Source organism: Streptococcus oralis (assembly GCF_026782235.1).
GTDB classification, from domain to species: Bacteria; Bacillota; Bacilli; order Lactobacillales; family Streptococcaceae; genus Streptococcus; species Streptococcus oralis_CC.
Genome location: NZ_JAKUWE010000001.1, coordinates 1 through 16,290, shown reverse-complemented (window position 1 = coordinate 16,290; position 16,290 = coordinate 1). Strand labels below are relative to the sequence as shown.

At 42.8% G+C, this 16,290-nt stretch carries 14 protein-coding genes and 12 tRNA genes; 1 reads left to right on the top strand and 25 read right to left on the bottom strand.

All coding sequences use genetic code 11. From position 1 onward, the window contains the following. The 6 genes from comGB to tgt all read right to left on the bottom strand — a co-directional run bounded on the left by comGB (position 1) and on the right by tgt (position 6,876). Entirely contained in the window at positions 1-1,017 is a 1,017-nt protein-coding gene (gene comGB, locus MK396_RS00130; protein WP_268723336.1) for a competence type IV pilus assembly protein ComGB, read from the bottom strand. After that, on the bottom strand, positions 965-1,906 hold the full coding sequence (comGA, locus tag MK396_RS00125) for a competence type IV pilus ATPase ComGA (protein ID WP_268723299.1): 942 nt from the start codon (positions 1,904-1,906) through the stop codon (positions 965-967). Before comGA ends, comGB begins: the two co-directional genes overlap by 53 nt. Before the next feature lie 68 nt (positions 1,907-1,974). Beyond that, positions 1,975-2,340: a DUF1033 family protein gene (locus MK396_RS00120; RefSeq protein ID WP_268723298.1), complete on the bottom strand. Its 366-nt coding sequence runs from the start codon at positions 2,338-2,340 to the stop codon at positions 1,975-1,977. 152 nt (positions 2,341-2,492) lie between these two features. After that, on the bottom strand, positions 2,493-3,644 hold the full coding sequence (nagA, locus tag MK396_RS00115) for an N-acetylglucosamine-6-phosphate deacetylase (protein WP_268723297.1): 1,152 nt from the start codon (positions 3,642-3,644) through the stop codon (positions 2,493-2,495). A gap of 140 nt (positions 3,645-3,784) precedes the next feature. After that, positions 3,785-5,602 carry an acyltransferase family protein gene (locus MK396_RS00110; protein WP_268723296.1) on the bottom strand — a complete coding sequence of 606 codons (1,818 nt, stop codon included), beginning with the start codon at positions 5,600-5,602 and terminating at the stop codon, positions 3,785-3,787. A gap of 131 nt (positions 5,603-5,733) precedes the next feature. Then, a complete protein-coding gene (gene tgt, locus MK396_RS00105) occupies positions 5,734-6,876 on the bottom strand; it encodes a tRNA guanosine(34) transglycosylase Tgt (protein ID WP_268723295.1) in 1,143 nt (380 codons plus the stop codon). 116 nt (positions 6,877-6,992) lie between these two features. Here tgt and MK396_RS00100 point away from each other — a divergent pair, with 116 nt between their 5' ends. Continuing rightward, entirely contained in the window at positions 6,993-7,850 is an 858-nt protein-coding gene (locus tag MK396_RS00100; RefSeq protein ID WP_268723294.1) for a DUF975 family protein, read from the top strand. A gap of 40 nt (positions 7,851-7,890) precedes the next feature. On the opposite strand, the gene MK396_RS00095 is transcribed toward MK396_RS00100, so the two are convergent. The 19 genes from MK396_RS00095 to MK396_RS00005 form a co-directional block, all read right to left on the bottom strand. Further along, positions 7,891-8,253: a DUF1304 domain-containing protein gene (locus tag MK396_RS00095; RefSeq protein ID WP_268723293.1), complete on the bottom strand. Its 363-nt coding sequence runs from the start codon at positions 8,251-8,253 to the stop codon at positions 7,891-7,893. A 10-nt stretch (positions 8,254-8,263) separates the two neighbouring features. Further along, positions 8,264-8,689 carry a MarR family winged helix-turn-helix transcriptional regulator gene (locus MK396_RS00090; protein WP_268723292.1) on the bottom strand — a complete coding sequence of 142 codons (426 nt, stop codon included), beginning with the start codon at positions 8,687-8,689 and terminating at the stop codon, positions 8,264-8,266. A gap of 197 nt (positions 8,690-8,886) precedes the next feature. Beyond that, the gene (locus MK396_RS00085; protein WP_268723291.1) at positions 8,887-10,059 is read right to left on the bottom strand and encodes a LysM peptidoglycan-binding domain-containing protein; all 1,173 of its coding nucleotides are present in this window, start codon (positions 10,057-10,059) and stop codon (positions 8,887-8,889) included. Between the two features lie 129 nt (positions 10,060-10,188). Then, a complete protein-coding gene (locus tag MK396_RS00080; protein ID WP_268723290.1) occupies positions 10,189-10,845 on the bottom strand; it encodes an HAD family hydrolase in 657 nt (218 codons plus the stop codon). A gap of 3 nt (positions 10,846-10,848) precedes the next feature. Next, on the bottom strand, positions 10,849-12,129 hold the full coding sequence (locus tag MK396_RS00075; RefSeq protein WP_268723289.1) for an MATE family efflux transporter: 1,281 nt from the start codon (positions 12,127-12,129) through the stop codon (positions 10,849-10,851). 60 nt (positions 12,130-12,189) lie between these two features. Beyond that, the gene (thrC, locus tag MK396_RS00070; RefSeq protein WP_268723288.1) at positions 12,190-13,674 is read right to left on the bottom strand and encodes a threonine synthase; all 1,485 of its coding nucleotides are present in this window, start codon (positions 13,672-13,674) and stop codon (positions 12,190-12,192) included. A 75-nt stretch (positions 13,675-13,749) separates the two neighbouring features. After that, a complete protein-coding gene (locus tag MK396_RS00065; protein WP_268723287.1) occupies positions 13,750-15,027 on the bottom strand; it encodes a gamma-glutamylcysteine synthetase in 1,278 nt (425 codons plus the stop codon). A 184-nt stretch (positions 15,028-15,211) separates the two neighbouring features. Then, positions 15,212-15,295, bottom strand: a tRNA-Leu gene (locus tag MK396_RS00060). Between the two features lie 9 nt (positions 15,296-15,304). After that, a tRNA-Gln gene (locus MK396_RS00055) sits at positions 15,305-15,376 on the bottom strand. Positions 15,377-15,389: 13 nt separating this feature from the next. Beyond that, positions 15,390-15,462 (bottom strand) — tRNA-His (locus MK396_RS00050). A 14-nt stretch (positions 15,463-15,476) separates the two neighbouring features. Continuing rightward, positions 15,477-15,547 (bottom strand) — tRNA-Trp (locus MK396_RS00045). An 11-nt stretch (positions 15,548-15,558) separates the two neighbouring features. Next, positions 15,559-15,639, bottom strand: a tRNA-Tyr gene (locus tag MK396_RS00040). Between the two features lie 17 nt (positions 15,640-15,656). Next, a tRNA-Phe gene (locus MK396_RS00035) sits at positions 15,657-15,729 on the bottom strand. 3 nt (positions 15,730-15,732) lie between these two features. Further along, positions 15,733-15,806, bottom strand: a tRNA-Met gene (locus tag MK396_RS00030). An 11-nt stretch (positions 15,807-15,817) separates the two neighbouring features. Then, positions 15,818-15,907, bottom strand: a tRNA-Ser gene (locus tag MK396_RS00025). Positions 15,908-15,913: 6 nt separating this feature from the next. Further along, positions 15,914-15,985 (bottom strand) — tRNA-Glu (locus tag MK396_RS00020). 11 nt (positions 15,986-15,996) lie between these two features. Then, positions 15,997-16,070 (bottom strand) — tRNA-Ile (locus MK396_RS00015). A gap of 35 nt (positions 16,071-16,105) precedes the next feature. Next, positions 16,106-16,176 (bottom strand) — tRNA-Gly (locus MK396_RS00010). A 5-nt stretch (positions 16,177-16,181) separates the two neighbouring features. Then, positions 16,182-16,254: transfer RNA gene (locus MK396_RS00005), tRNA-Val, on the bottom strand. Positions 16,255-16,290 lie beyond the last annotated feature (36 nt).

Below are 16,290 nucleotides of genomic sequence, written 5' to 3'. Positions count from 1 at the left end.
TTAAAAATTTACCTCCATATTTTGATACATGGGCATAAGCATTGCTGCATAAAGTAAAACGATAATCAGAGCCACAAAGATAAAAACCAGTGGCTGTACTAAGTTCATGGTGCGGTTGACTCGGGTAAAAAAGGCTTCCCAAGTTTTTTCTGCATAGATCTCCAACTCACTCCCCAGCTTGGACTTGACTTCTCCATACTCGATGATAAGACTCAACTCCTTCTTAAAGAACGGATAATTCGCTATAGTCTGAGAAAATTCGCGGCCATTTTGCAGAGCTTGAGCCAAATCTTGACCGATTTCTTTAAAGAGCTGGGAACCTTGTTCCTGCATGATCTGAAAAATCTGCGTCAGCTCCATCCCCTGTGAAATCATATTGCCCCATTCACGCGCATAATAAGCTGTCAGATAGGTCTGGACAAAGATGCCAAGAAAGGGAATCCGCGCTAACATCGAAAATATCCGCATCTTGGAACTTCTTTTGTAAAAAGTGAGGGCTAAAAGTAAAGATAGAGAGCAAACCAACACTAGTCCCAGAAAAATTTGTGGCAGATTGCCAATGATTTGAGTAGCGATATTGCTACTGTCCAGTTGGGGGAGCAAATAGTTTCTTAATCCCAGCATGATTAGCAGGAGAAATCCCAGCAAAATCAAGGGATAGGTCGCCACTTCAATTAACTTTTTCTTGACCTTAGCCAAATTATCCAGATATTCTTCTATCTTTCCCAAACTCAGGTGAAGATTTCCATGAACTTCAGCTAGAGATAATTGGGTCACAATGGCACTTGAAAAGCCCAAACTGTTCATCATTTCTGAGAAAGATTTCCCCTGAGATAAGCCTTGGTGCATCTGGGCCACATAGTCCTTTTCCAGCAGGGCACTTCTGCCCAAGAAAGAAATAATTTCCACCAAATGAAAGCCACTGGAAAAGAGGTTGTTAAACAAGGTGATGATTTTCTTCTGCTTAGCTGTAGCTAATTTTTTCCGTTTCAGCCTGAAGACTTGTGATATGTCCATCTTTAAGAAGCTGGTCAATCTGGTCATTCCAGCTAATTGGCTGGTGTTCTTGATAGTCTTTGTTTGCAAAGTCAACGATTCCTCCTCCCCCGATTAATCTCTGGTAGCAGACTCCTTGTAGGACAACTGCTAGTTCCTCCTCCGTCACACCCAACTCCAGAAGGCGCTCATAAACACCTCGGATACTTTTGGCATGAATGGTTGAAAAGACTGTCGCCCCTGTCAAACTGGCTCTAACTACTGAACGCGCCGTCTCACTATCCCGAATTTCACCGATAATCAGGAGATCCGGACGATGCCGGAGAGACAGTTTGATCAGATTTTCATAGGTCAAGCCAATCGCCTCATTCAACTGCAACTGGAGCATGTCGTCCTGCTTGATTTCTACTGGGTCTTCGATAGACATAACTTGCTGTCCCTTAAAGAGGGACTTAGCTAATTCGTGCATCAAGGTCGTCTTGCCACTGCCGACTGGACCTGCAAAGAGATAGAGGCCCCGTTGCCTGTACTGCTCACCCAGTTCGTTCATATCCTGAAACCAGAAATGCAGCTCCTGCTCCTCGTCGTGCAACAAACGAATGACCAAACTCTCATGTCCCCGATAATCTCCTACGGTAGACAAACGCAGAGAAGACACCTTCTCCCCATGCTGGTAGTCGCAAGAGCCCAGCTGACTACGCCTTTTCTCTCCTACATTCATACCCGCTACAAACTTAAAATGACTAATCACAGCAGCTAAAACATCAAACTCATAGGAGTCAACTAGACACCGTTCGTCTCCAACCCGCATGTGAAGCTCGTAGGACTTTTCCTTGGGGATAAAATAGATATCCTGAGCCTTCTTTTCTTTCGCAGTAGCAATAATTTTCTGTGCAATTTCTTGTACCATATCGCCCTCCTTATCTAACTATTCGCAAAAAATTGAAAAAAATAAAAAGCAACTTAAAAAGTTACTTTTTATCTCCATTTCATGCGGCAAGAACGGTGCTTTTCTTGACCTGTTTGTTTTTCGTAGCCTGGACGTAGCTTTTCATCGGGGATGACTTGCTCATCCTGTAAAAGTGCCAAAGAATGGTACTGCTGCAAATACTCATCACACTCATTACACCAGCGTTGGTCGGCAGGATCCCAAAAAATAGTCATCAAATCACTCCGACTCTTATAAAGAGGATTCTTCTTTTCCAGCTCAAACCAGCATGATTTATAATATTTTAGAGCATCATAATACTTGTCAAAAGATTGACTCATGATGACATCTTCTTCCCAACCTTCTATGAACCACCACGGTTCAAAATCCCCATACATTTCTATAACACGATACATTCTTACTACTTCCTTTGTATCGTATATTATATCTAATTTTTTATTACAAGAAAAGGATTTTGCTTGCCATTCCCTTTAGGAAGACTTCTTTAAATACCTTTTCAGTCTATCATAAAAATAGGAGTCCTTTATTGACCCCTATTTTTATCTTCTTAGGCTTGATAACGTTTCACACCATCTAGGTAGGTTGCTACCAATTCCAAATCTTTATCTAGTACGATAAAGTCAGCGTCATAACCTTCACGGATTTGACCACAGACATCATCGATGTGAACAGATTTTGCTGGGTTGAGGCTGGCCATCATGACTGCTTCATGCGGATTCGCAATGCCCCATTCGACCACATTCTTCAAACCATCTTTGAGTTTGAGGATAGAACCTGCCAAATTGCCTGTAGATTTGAGGCGAGCAGTTCCATTGGCAACTACTACTGGGAATTCTCCCAACATGTAGTCACCGTCTTCCAAGCCACCAGCTGTCATACAGTCCGTGATAAGGGCGACATTTTCAGTTCCCTTTTGTTTGAGCAAAATGTCACAGGCCTTTGGATCCACATGGTGACCATCACAAATCAATTCTGCGTAAGTATGTGGCAACTCATACATGGCTCCCACCATACCGAGCTCACGGTGAGTCAACCCACGCATTCCGTTGTAGGCATGTACCCAAACACTCGCTCCAGCGTCGACTGCTTTTTTAGCTTCATCAAATGTCGCATTGGAGTGTCCAAGAGCAACAGTCACTCCTTCACCTGTAATCGTACGAACAAAGTCTTCTACACCTTCGCGTTCTGGCGCAAGGGCGATTTTATTGAGCAAGCCATTGGCAGCTTTTTGCCAAGCAAGAAACTCATCCATACGAGGGTCTTTCATGTAGGCAGGGTTTTGGGCTCCCTTGTATTTTTCTGTGAAATAAGGCCCTTCAAAATAGATCCCACGAATCTTGGCTCCACTTGCTTCCTGGTAACGAGCACCGATATTTTCAGTTACTGCGAGCAACTGCTCGTAAGAGGAAGTCAACGTCGTTGGCAAGAAGCTGGTAACACCCGTGCTAAGTAGTCCTTCACTCATGGTATGAAGGGTCCCTTCGATGTTATTGTCCATGACATCGACACCACCAAATCCATGAATATGGGTATCCACAAGTCCTGGAGCAATGCTATAACCGGTATAGTCAATCACCTCAGCTCCTTCAGGAATCTGTTCTACATGTTTGCCAAACTTGCCATCCACAAGTTCCAAGTAACCGCCACGACGAACTCCGTGTGGGTAGAAAAACTGATCCGCTTTAATATAATTAGGCATAATGATAACCTCCTTGATAGATTGATTCTAGAATTTATTATGTCAATTACATTATAAACCTTTCTTTTTTATTTGTAAATGGTATAGACCTATTTTCTAGAGATATTTTAAAAGAGCTGGATATCTCCAACTCTTTGATCTTATTTTGATTTTACAGGCAGTTCTTGAGCAGCCTTAACAGCAGCTGCAATCGTCTCTGCGTAAAGTTTAGCACCTTCTTCAATCATGTTGCTATCATTTCCAAAGTGGACTTGGTCAGTTCCAGCCCAGATTTCAGGGTGTTCCTTAGCGACCTTATTCCAGTCAGCGATGCTCACATATGGATTCTTTTCAGCTAATTCTCTCGCATAAGCCGCATACTGCTCCACTGATGCATAAGTGTCCTTGCTCTTGTCTCCCTCATAAGGTGTCACCAGTATCAGATGGTGTCCTTTCGGTAGATTGTTCACGATGCTGTCCAAATCATTCTTATAACCTTCAGGATTGTTGACCCCCGTTGCAATGACAACTGTTTTTAAAAGCGCCTTGTTCTGGCTATTATTGAGCATGATGTCATTGGCTTGCTTGGTCGTCCGACTAACCTGAGCATTGATATTTGCATCAGGAAGTGCCTCTTTTAAGGCTGTATTGGCACGTAAAGTCACTGAATCCCCAATCAGACTCGTTCCCTCAGAAATTCCTAGGCGACTGGCTTCAGCTTGTTCAGCAAGAGTCTTTGTTTGTCCTATATTGGTCTGAGCTTGTTTGAAACCATTGACCATCAAGTCTGTCTCAAAAGCTCCAACTTGAGGAGCCACAGCTATGATAATCAAGGTAAGCAAGGAAAGGACGCCCACAACACTAGCACTAATAGGTTTGATATGATGTAGCTTAGTGATTTTTCTAACCAAAGCATTGGTCTTACCAGCAATCAATGGCTCAATAATATAGAAGGATAGGATAGCAAAGAAATAAGAAAAGATAACGGTTAAAATAACAGCGGGCAGATTGCTCATCAACTGCGAAAAGATAATATAAAAAGGCCAGTGGAAGAGATAAACCGCGTAGCTGGTATCCGCTAAAAATGTAATGATCCGAGGTTCTTGTATCTCAGGCGTTTTCTCATGCAAAACACGCGCAGCAAAAATCATGGTCACGGCCGCTAAACTTGCCAGTAAGAAACCGAATAGATAAGCAAACAGGTAGGTGAACTTGACAAAGAAAGTCAAGAGCACCAATACCAAAAGACCTGCAGCAAACACCAGTAGATTCTGACGAAGATCCCACGTCCGATCAAACTGCTTAACTAAATCGCTCGTCTGACGAACACCCACAACCGTCGCCAAAATACTTCCTAAAAAGAAGGGATAGACATGGGTTAAACTTGAAAAGTAGACAGACGAATGGGAACTAGCCATTAGACTACCAATAAACATGGAGAAAAAGCTAATGATGAAAGCTCCCGCAGAAAGAAGAAAGACCATCCCTCTCAATTGACTACTAGATTTTGAACGTTTCGATAAGAACCAAACCGCTAAGCCCCAAAGAATATAGTAGTGAACCTCAACAGCTAGACTCCAGTTGTGAACAAAGAGGTGCGGAATGAACTGAGATTCGTAACTTCCCCCTGTTAACATCTCATAGAAGTTGGTCATAAAACCAAAAACTCCCGCAATCTGACCGCCAATTCCAGCAACATAGTCTTGGCGAACTAAGAGGGTAAAGGGCATGGTCACCAAAACCATCAGAACCACAGGTGGTACGATGCGGTAAAACCGTCTCTTAAAAAAGCCCAACAAATCAATCTGGCGTGCCTTCCCAAATTCTTCTAAAAGGAGAGAAGTGATTAAAAATCCTGAAAAAGTGAAAAAGACATCTACCCCAAAGAAGCCTCCAGGAAAGATCGTTTGAAAGAAGTGGTACAAGAGCACCAAAAGTAAACCTGTAATCCTAATCAAGGAAAACCATTTAATACGCATACGAGTTTATTCCCCACTCAATTAGATCTTAAAAACATCTAATTTTTATTCCATAATACACCTTATTTTATCAAAAAAATAGGAAAAATCCTAAGAGAAAACTTAGGATTTTGGCATTCTATTTTTACACTTTAGAAATTGCGCCCTGACTTATTGTAACCATATTTTTCCACAAAATACTCACGGAATTCCAAGAGATTATCATCCATGATGGCTTGACGCACTTGCTTCATCAGGTTAAGCAAGAAGTAGAGATTGTGGTAGCTAGTCAAGCGGATGCCAAAGGTTTCGTCAGCCTTGAGCAGGTGACGAAGGTAGGCGCGTGTATAGTTCTTACATGTGTAGCAATCACACTCAGGATCCAGTGGCGTAAAATCTTCAGCGAATTGGGCATTCTTGACAACCAAACGACCTTGGCTGGTCATACAAGTTCCGTTACGAGCGATACGAGTCGGCAAGACACAGTCAAACATATCCACACCACGAATGACCCCATCAATCAAGCTATCTGGCGCTCCCACACCCATCAAATAGCGAGGTTTGTTTTCTGGGAGAAGTTGGGTTGTGAAATCCAAGACTGCATTCATCTCCTCATGCGTTTCTCCAACGGCTAGTCCACCGATAGAGTAGCCTGGAAAGTCCATGCTAACAAGATCATGCGCTGATTGGCGACGAAGGTCTTCAAATCCCGCTCCCTGCACAATTCCAAACAAACCTTGATCCTGTGGACGACGGTGGGCCTTCAAACCACGCTCAGCCCAACGACTGGTACGTTCGATTGATTTCTTAACGTAATCATAGGGTTGGTAAAACTGAGGACATTCGTCAAAGGACATCATGATGTCTGAGCCCAGATTATTCTGGATGGAGATAGCTTTTTCTGGTGATAGGAACATCTTGGAACCATTGAGATGGTTTTTAAAGGTTACCCCTTCTTCTGTGATATTTCGGCTATCTGCTAGGGAATAAACCTGGAAACCACCACTATCGGTCAAGATGGGCTGGTCCCAGTTCATAAATTTGTGGAGACCACCTGCGCGTGCGATGAGTTCGTCCCCAGGGCGAAGCCAGAGATGATAGGTATTAGAGAGGATAATCCCTGAACCCATCTCCTTCAATTCATCTGGTGACTGGGTTTTAACAGTGGCTTGGGTCCCAACTGGCATAAACATAGGTGTCGGGAAGGTACCGTGCGGGGTGATGATTTCTCCCAGACGAGCTCCTGTGTGTTTCTCTTTCTTAATCAAACGGTATTTGATTGGTGAATCTGACATTTTCTACCTCCGAAGCTGGGAAAAACAGTCCCAGTTCATACTTTGCGCCCAAAGGCATACTGTATGATTTTATCAAAAAAAGCTGGAACTGTCACGAACTATGGTATAATGAAAGAATGAAACACCCAAAAATTGATTTAAAAACTATTCGTCTGCAGGCCAGGCAATTTCAGGCTGAAAATCCCCGCCTCCTTCTGGTCTATCTCCTTCCTAGTATGTTGGTCATCTTGTCAGGCTTTCTCAACCCCTTGGCTCGTCTCCAAGAAACTGTTTTAGAGCAATCCTTTTTCAGCATGCTGGCACAAGTACTCCAAGTCTATCTCTTCCCATTAGTGGTTTCTTTTATGAGCACGATTTTTCTAGCAGGTGCTGCCTTTGCGACACTCCGACTCCTCAAGGATCCTGATACGGAACTCTCAGTAAAATCTAGTCTGGCCCTCTTTGCTGAAGAGCGCTTCACACAAAGCTTCCTCACTCTACTCCTCAAGCGCTTCTACCTCTTTTTATGGAGCATCCCAAACTTAGTAGGCATTTATTTCCTCTTTTATAGCAATCTCTTGGCTAGAAGATTTGTTGCCCTACATCCTGAGTTTCCAAAACTAGACCTCTCATCTATTGAAAACGAGCAATTCCTTATGACCTTTGGGCTCTACTTTTTTGCGAGCCTCATCTTGATGATTGTAGGAAATGCCCTCTATATCCCGCAACATTACGCCTACTCGCAGGTAGAATTCCTCCTCTGCGATACTCTAGATTTAGGACAGGCTAAACCCCGTCAAATCCTGAAAACCAGTCGTTTCTTGGTGAAAGGTTACAAATTCCAGCGCTTTGTCCTCGACTTACAACTACTTCCTTGGTACTTCCTCAATTGGATTACTTTTGGAATTGCTAGTTTTTCAATCCTTCCCTATATCCAGAACAATCACATCTTCTTTTACAGAGCCCTACTAGCCCGTAAACGTCGAAATGGATAAGAACCTACAAAAACCAGCGTCCTGAAAGACGCTGGTTTTCTTATTTCAAAAGCAAAATACTCAGTAAAGTCAAAATAGCGGGTCCACCTTGCTTCAGAATAATCTTCTTGTCTGCTGTTAGAGAACCGTAGGTCGCTGCACCAAGCACAAACAAAACAAAGATGGTCACAATTTCCAAACTTTGCGAGAAATAAATCCCGTACAAGAGAAAGACACCTATCAAAGCATTATAAATCCCCTGATTTTTAAACAATGAACTCACTGACGGACGAGCTAGTTCTTCTTTATCCACATTAAACACGCGACTAGTAGTATCTGATTGCGTAGCCACACTTTCCAAATAAAAAATATAAAAATGCTCCAAAGCAACGATAGTTGCTAAAATAATTGTAAAAATAGACATAATCTTCTCCTTAAATTTCTATCTCTTCTAAGCCAGATATCAACTTTTCTAACAAACGACTGAACTCTTCTCGCTCTCCTTTTGTAAGCACACTCTCCATCTGATTTTTTACGTTTATATGGTGTTGAGGAGAGTTGGTTACTAGTTGTTCTCTCGCAAAGTCTGTCACTTCCACCAAAACCTCCCTCTGGTTTTCAGGATTCCGACGTCGATTAACCAAACCTTCCTTTTCCAAAATTTTAAAGTGCCGTGTCAAGGCAGCCTGATCAATCTTCAATCTCTCCTGAACTGCTATTTGATTACACGGAGACTGATCGATTAAGAAACATAAGATTTGATAACGAGTCAGACTAATTCCCAATTGTCGTTCAAATAGTTGTGTCATAGACTGATCTGCCAACCGTAACTGATACAGTAATTCTTGAATTGCTACCATAAATCTTTCTCCTTTAAAGTTGATTTATCAATGATTGACTTATCAAGTCTAATATAAACCAAAAAATAAATCAAGTAATATGCTTACATTCTCTTGAAATATTACTCACTTCCTCATCTTTGTTCCGTTTATCCTAAAGAATTTACACACAAAAAAGAAGCGGGAACTTAATCAGTTCCCAACTTCCATTTTAATGATTAGTTCATTGAAACGTGAACGTGGTCATAGTGATTTTCGGTCACACTACCACGGTCTGGCATTGGATTCCACGTATAGGCTGGTCCATATTTACTATCGTATGGAGCGTAGAAACGTTGTTTCCAAATGATATAGTTGATACCACGGCTAGCCATATTTTTGACTGCATATTCTGCAATTTGATCTCCGAGTGCTGAACTCACTGGAACCATAAAGTCGATGGCCAAACCTTTACCATGGTCCCCACTGTCACCAGGACGGTAGCCACTAAAAGATGTAATTCCAAACAAGTTGGCTACTTCTTCTTTAAAGGCTGCAGTTTGTGGTTGAAGACCAGCATTCTCAGACTTGGCTACAGCAAGTCCTGCATAGTCAGGAGCCGCTGGAGCAGCATACGTTCTTGAAGGAGTTTGGCTTTGCTCTGCTTGATAAGTCGACGTTGCAGTGTCAGAAGTTGCTGTTGATGCTGCTGTTTCTTCTGTTGCACTTGATCCTGTTGTATCAGCAGGCGTTTCTGCTGGAGTTTCTTCGGTAGCTGGAGTCGCCGCTTGAGGAGTTTCTTCTTCAACTGGACGAGTTGTTGCTGCTACTGGTGCTTCCGCTGGAGTCGTTTCAGCTGTTTCTTCAGCTACAGGTGTTTCTGTAGATGGTGTCTCCTCAGCAACTGTTGTTGTCTCAGAAACTTCTGAACTTGGCGCTACTTCTGTTGCTTTTTCAGTCTCTGTTACAGTTGGAGCTTCCTCAATTGGTTGAGAAAGGTCTTCTACTTGAACTGTTTGTTCATCGACTGTCACTTGATTCGTCGTCAAATCAGCTGTCGCAGTCGTCACTTCTTCACTAGCATCTGCTTGAGGAGTTTGGATTTCAACTTCCGTCACTTCTTCTGCCTCATTGACAGTTGTAGTGAGGACAGTATCTGGGAAAATCAAGTCCATATTGGTGATTTTGTTCAAATTTGCAAGAACTGTGACATCAACTCCCAAAGCTTCTGCAATCGTGCTCAGGGTATCACCATACTGAACTGTATAGCTGTTTTTGTTCTCGTTTTTCGTCACATCATTTTGGATTTGCTCAACGCTACGTGCTGTCCAAGAGATTTCTTGAGCTTTAGCTCCTAATGCGGGAGCAAGAGACAGGGCTACTGTTGAGGCTAAAATAATTCTTTTCTTCATTCGTTCCTATTCCTTTCAAATGAGTACCTGTCTATCATAACACAAAAAAAGCAGAAAAAAAGCCCTCTCGGGCCTATTTAACAGAACTGTCTATTCCTTGTAACAAACTCGATTACTTGAAATAGTTTGTTAGGTTTCTGTCATAAAATTGACACAATCTTCTCGCCTCCAATCCTCAAAAATATGAGAAATATCTGCTAACTCTTGAATCCTGTGATTGCCTTCAAAAGACGACTCTAAAAAATTGATGCTTTGAAGGCCGCTATTCTGGGCAAATTCCACATCCAAAGTCCGGTCCCCTATATAATAGGTCTTCTCAGGATCCAGCTGATACTTGTCTAGCAGATAGTTAGCCGCTTCTGAATTAGGCTTGCGCGCAAAGCCACTCTGACTGGTTAAAATCTCTGTAAAATAGGATTCCAACCCCAAGTCTCTTAAAATGGTAAGAGCATTATCCCCCTTATGAGTATAGACAAACTGCTGAATCCCTGCTTGGTCTGCCCAAGCTAGCACTTCACGCGCACCTGGCATCAAAACTACCTGGGCATTTTTCTCAGACAAGCTCTGGGCACGTACCTGATTGAGCACTTCCGCATCCAGACTTCTCTCTTCTGCCACCTGTTCCAGCAAATCCTGCACAGAATACCTGAGGATAAACTCTCTCACTTTCTCCTTGTCATAAGGAATAGAAAATTGACCAAAGGTTTCCTCAATCCCTGACAAAATCGCTTCGTAAGAGTCCAATAAGGTTCCATCTAAATCCCAAATAAAAGCTGTTTTTTGCATTTCCTATCCTTTCAAGCTCATATAACTCTGGTAACGGTAGCGTAGGAATAACCATCGAAAACCATTGTCCAATAACGTTCCAGCCCAAATACCAGGCAAGCCCCAACCAAGCACAATCCCCATCAGATAGGCTGTCCCAATGCGGATACACCACATCCCGATACTTGTAGCATAAAAGGGGAGGCGAGCATTGCCCAAGCCCTGCCAAATTGCCGTATAAATAACTGTCCCTGTTGCCATGGGAGTCCCTAGTAGTGAGAAAAGTGCTACCAAAACGCTCGCTTCGACCGCAACAGGATCCGTCGTATAGAGGTGGGTCAGTGGTATTCCCAAGGCATAGATGCTGAGTGTCAAGGGCAACATAAGGACGAAAGAAAGCCAAAAGGTTTGTTTGCTTACCTCGTCTACTCTTTTCCAGTTATTCTCTCCAACTGCTCGAGCCACCTGCATGACCGTTGCCGTAGCGACGCCAAAGGCAGGCATGTAGTTAAACTGGGTCAAGACTTCTCCGACTGCATTTCCAGCTACTGCCTCCGTCCCAAAAGAAACAACTAAGGCAATGATAACGACATCTCCAGCTCTCATCATGAGACGTTCTCCTGCTGCCGGTATAGCCAAAGTCAACAAATCCTTATCTAGACCAAAAGACGGCTTCTCATAAGGCAGTTTTAATTGTGACCACAAAATCCCAAGACCGATCAAGCGAGACAGAATAGTCCCCCATGCAACACCCGCTATGCCCATATCAAGAACAAAAATAGCTAAACTTGAAAAGAGAATATTTAAGGCATTAGATAAAAAACTAACATAGAGAGGTAGACGTGGATTATGCGTTGCACGAATCAAGGCCCCAAAACTGGTCATCAGCCCCAAAAGAACAATCGAACCACCCACTAAAGAAAGGTAGAGTCCTCCACTTTCGGCCACAGCCTGCTCAGTTCCCAAAAGTCCTATCATCTCTTGCCCAGCAAAAAGCGATAAGGCGCCTAAAAGTGCACTCAGCAATAGGGTTATCTTGAGAGCCTCTGTCACGTGATAAGCCAACTTGGACTGATCTTTCTGCCCCAAACTTTTTGAAATAACACTAGAAATAGCAGCCCCTAGAGCAATAAAAATTGCCTGATAAATCGTGATAATATTGCCAGCAACTGAAACACCTGAAATAGCTATCAGTCCCAAGTGAGCAACCAAGTAACTATCCACCATCCCCATGAGCATCTGCAAAAAGTTTTCACCCATAGCTGGCAATGCAATATTAAGAATGTCTTTATTTTTCTTAAACAATCCTTCCTCCTGATGAAAAGAAACTCAGTTGGTTTCCCAACCGAGTTTACGCCCTCTGTCTTAAAGTCCTAGATAAGCCTCAACCGCTGCTTGCATGTCAGCAGCTGCCACTGTTGTTTTATGACGAACTGGAGCTGTTTCAAGGCCATCAACCGCTGGTGGCACTGCCACTCCTGAAATGTCATGTAATTGAGCCAAAGCTTCAAAGTCAGTCAAGCCAACCTTCCCAGTTACCGCTTCTACTGCAACCACTGGGAACTTGTATGGACTAGCTGTTGAAGCAATCACTGTCTTAGTCGCATCGCCAGTAGCCACTTGGTATTTTCTATAAACAGCTGAGGCAACCGCCGTATGTGGATCCTCGATATAAGAATCTGACTCATAAACACGCTTGATTTCTGCTGCCGTTTCTTCCTCCGTCGTATACTCAGCTGCAAAGAGGTCCAGGATCTCTGCATCAAAATCAGTCAACTCATATTGTCCTTGCGTGTTCAAGGCATTCATAAGTTCAGCTGTCTTTTCAGCATTATTTCCCAAAAGATGGAAAATCAAGCGCTCCAAATTTGAAGATACTAAGATATCCATAGATGGGCTAGTTGTGACCTTAAACTCACGTTTCTTGTCATAGACACGTGTTTTAAAGAAGTCTGTCAAGACATTGTTGTCATTTGAAGCACAGATCAATTTGCCGACTGGTAGCCCGATTTGTTTCGCATAAAAGGCAGCCAAGATATTACCGAAGTTTCCAGTTGGTACTGTGAAGTTGATTTTTTCACCAGCCACAATTTCACCAGTCTTGACCAACTGCGCATAGGCATAGACATAATAAACAACCTGTGGTACCAAACGACCGATATTCATAGAGTTAGCTGATGAAAACTGTAGCTTATTAGCAGCCAATTTTTCACGAAGTTCCACATCGTTAAACATGTGCTTCACATTTGTTTGCGCATCGTCAAAGTTTCCATCGATGGCTAAAACATGGGTATTGTCTCCAGTTTGAGTGGTCATTTGCAACTCTTGTACCTTGCTGACACCATCCTTTGGATAAAAGACGATAATCTCAGTACCAGGCACATCTGCAAAACCTGCCATAGCTGCTTTTCCGGTATCACCAGATGTCGCTGTCAAGATGACAATCTTATTCTCCAAACCATGCTTTTTAGCCGCTGTTGTCATAAAGTATGGCAAGATGGACAAGGCCATATCCTTAAAGGCAATGGTTGACCCGTGGAACAATTCCAAGTTGTATTGCCCATCCAGTTTCACCAATGGCGCAATAGCTGGAGTATCAAACTTGCTATCGTAGGCATTGTTGATACAGTAGTCCAACTCCTCAGCCGTAAAGTCATCTAAAAAGGCTGATAAAACTAATTTAGCCACTTCTTGGTAAGAAGCATCTTTTAATGTGTCAAAGTCCAAATCCACCTTTGGATAAGTAAGTGGTGTAAACAGACCACCATCCGTCGCCAAACCTTGCAAAATAGCTTGGCTGGCAGTTACTCTATTATTGGCATCACGCGTTGATTGATAAACTAATGTCATGAATCTCTATCCTTTATCTATAGTCTATTCCATTATATCATGATTTTTCAGAAAATTCTCCCTTTATAAGAGAAATTATAGGCCCAATTCTTCTTTCAAAGGCTGTAAATAGGTCATTTCCTGCTTGCCTCTCTTATCCAAACCTTCCTCAGCTAGAAGGAGTAAGCCTTTTGAAAACTCGACAATTGCAGTTTCTTCTTCATCTGTGAGCCTTTTCTTAGAAAATTGTCGCCTCAATGACTTATAATCACGACCAAATGTGGTAAAAAATGGTGCAGATTGCAAGTAAGCTTCTAACTTGTCTAAATTGAGCAACAAACCCAAATGAAAAGCCGTCGCAGCAAAGGTACGATTCAAGGGTTGCGTACAGACACTACGAAACTCAATAGTACCTCGAGTTGTCAAATCTTGGTACTGGTAACTACGGTGAGTTTGGAAATCCTTCTCCTGAGGATGAATCAATACCTCATCCCCATTAAGGGTGAATGCTTGGATTTCAGGTGTAGCCAAATAGTCCCTAGCCTGAATCGGATAAAAATAATAGGTCTGCCCATCACGCTCCGCAGTAAAAATCGCAGAATGATTTAGATAGTCAAAAAAATCATCCTCATCTTTAAATAGTCTAGTATTGACACCTACATTCTCTGGATAGATACCATGCATGGATTCTTCCCAAAAAACATCCCTTGAAATCTTGGTATCCCAATCTGCCCCTGAAAACTCAGAATTTGCAAACAAATAAGCTTTTGCAGCTTCGATCTGAGTAAATGCATTGATGACGCGCAAATAGTTAGACTTTGACACATCCAATTGAACCTGACTCCCACATATAAAGGCTCCATACTCAGGGAAATGATGTAAATCTGATTTAGTTACATTTCTACTCAAATTCAGATAATCCATCAACATCTGATAGCGGGGATAAGCCACTGGACAATTCTCATTTTTATCCCAGTTGGGATGAATGCCGCAGCCAACAATAGCATGATTAGCTCCCCCCAACTTATTCTGAATCGTAGCCATATAGAAGGTAAAGCGTTCTTCTACCTCTCGGATAGATTCAGCCTTTCCGAATGCAAACTCAATTGTCGTATAAGCAACCTCAAACAAGATCGTATCTTGGCTGACTGGATCAAGCAACTGAATTGGATTCCCAAAATCATCCACTTTTTCGATAGTAAAGCCCAGTACTAATGGTAAATACCGAAAGAGATCCTTAACAACTTCACCATCTGTAGCCTTACCCTCTAAATTTACAATAGGAAATTCTAACTCAATTCCAATAAATAAATCTGGGTTCTCTTTTATATTCTTTAAGTAACGTTTCTTTAGTAATTCAACAGACCGAGACATTAATCACCAAACTCTTTCATAATCAAAATAAATTGTGAATAAGTAATATTATACCAAAAATACACTAAAAATGACTAGAATAAGAAGAAAAAGATGTTTCATCAGTTATCTGTACTTAAAGAAAAAATATCAAAATCTTCACCAAATCAAAAAACAAGGTCCAAAAACCTTGTCTTTATTACTATACCGGCGGCCGGGGTCGAACCGGCACGTCCTTGCGGACACTGGATTTTGAGTCCAGCGCGTCTGCCAATTCCGCCACGCCGGCAAATAGTAACTGGGGTAGCTGGATTCGAACCAACGCATGAGGGAGTCAAAGTCCCTTGCCTTACCGCTTGGCTATACCCCAATAATATAAAATAGGCGAGTGATGGGGATCGAACCCACGCATGCCAGAGCCACAATCTGGTGTGTTAACCACTTCACCACACCCGCCATAATTATATTAACACGGGCAGTAGGAATTGAACCCACACTGAAGGTTTTGGAGACCTTAGTTCTACCTTTAAACTATGCCCGTAACTAAAGTAATGGAAGGGGAGGGATTCGAACCCCCGAACCCGAAGGAGCGGATTTACAGTCCGCCGCGTTTAGCCTCTTCGCTACCCTTCCAAGTTATAAATAAAATATGGCGCGAGACGGAATCGAACCGCCGACACATGGAGCTTCAATCCATTGCTCTACCAACTGAGCTACCGAGCCAAATTGCGGGAGCAGGATTTGAACCTACGACCTTCGGGTTATGAGCCCGACGAGCTACCGAGCTGCTCCATCCCGCGTTAATATAAAAAGGAGGATGTGGGATTCGAACCCACGCACGCTTTTACACGCCTGACGGTTTTCAAGACCGTTCCCTTCAGCCGGACTTGGGTAATCCTCCAATAAATAGTCCGTACGGGATTCGAACCCGTGTTACCGCCGTGAAAAGGCGGTGTCTTAACCCCTTGACCAACGGACCATATTTATAAATGGGCACGAGTGGACTCGAACCACCGACCTCACGCTTATCAGGCGTGCGCTCTAACCACCTGAGCTACGCGCCCAAGTTTAAAAAACTTGGTAATTGAACAAAGTTCAAAGCGGGTGACGAGAATCGAACTCGCGACAACAGCTTGGAAGGCTGTAGTTTTACCACTAAACTACACCCGCTAAAATGGGAGTTAACGGGATCGAACCGCTGACCCTCTGCTTGTAAGGCAGATGCTCTCCCAGCTGAGCTAAACTCCCAAAGGGTGGAGTCTAGCTCAGCCAACGGTAAGAAAC

What these genes read in the sequence shown, in the direction of transcription:
- comGB (WP_268723336.1), bottom strand. Translation starts at nt 1,017, where the DNA reads ATGGACATATCACAAGTCTTCAGGCTGAAACGGAAAAAATTAGCTACA.
- comGA (WP_268723299.1), bottom strand. Translation starts at nt 1,906, where the DNA reads ATGGTACAAGAAATTGCACAGAAAATTATTGCTACTGCGAAAGAAAAG.
- MK396_RS00120 (WP_268723298.1), bottom strand. Translation starts at nt 2,340, where the DNA reads ATGTATCGTGTTATAGAAATGTATGGGGATTTTGAACCGTGGTGGTTC.
- nagA (WP_268723297.1), bottom strand. Translation starts at nt 3,644, where the DNA reads ATGCCTAATTATATTAAAGCGGATCAGTTTTTCTACCCACACGGAGTT.
- MK396_RS00110 (WP_268723296.1), bottom strand. Translation starts at nt 5,602, where the DNA reads ATGCGTATTAAATGGTTTTCCTTGATTAGGATTACAGGTTTACTTTTG.
- tgt (WP_268723295.1), bottom strand. Translation starts at nt 6,876, where the DNA reads ATGTCAGATTCACCAATCAAATACCGTTTGATTAAGAAAGAGAAACAC.
- MK396_RS00100 (WP_268723294.1), top strand. Translation starts at nt 6,993, where the DNA reads ATGAAACACCCAAAAATTGATTTAAAAACTATTCGTCTGCAGGCCAGG.
- MK396_RS00095 (WP_268723293.1), bottom strand. Translation starts at nt 8,253, where the DNA reads ATGTCTATTTTTACAATTATTTTAGCAACTATCGTTGCTTTGGAGCAT.
- MK396_RS00090 (WP_268723292.1), bottom strand. Translation starts at nt 8,689, where the DNA reads ATGGTAGCAATTCAAGAATTACTGTATCAGTTACGGTTGGCAGATCAG.
- MK396_RS00085 (WP_268723291.1), bottom strand. Translation starts at nt 10,059, where the DNA reads ATGAAGAAAAGAATTATTTTAGCCTCAACAGTAGCCCTGTCTCTTGCT.
- MK396_RS00080 (WP_268723290.1), bottom strand. Translation starts at nt 10,845, where the DNA reads ATGCAAAAAACAGCTTTTATTTGGGATTTAGATGGAACCTTATTGGAC.
- thrC (WP_268723288.1), bottom strand. Translation starts at nt 13,674, where the DNA reads ATGACATTAGTTTATCAATCAACGCGTGATGCCAATAATAGAGTAACT.
- MK396_RS00065 (WP_268723287.1), bottom strand. Translation starts at nt 15,027, where the DNA reads ATGTCTCGGTCTGTTGAATTACTAAAGAAACGTTACTTAAAGAATATA.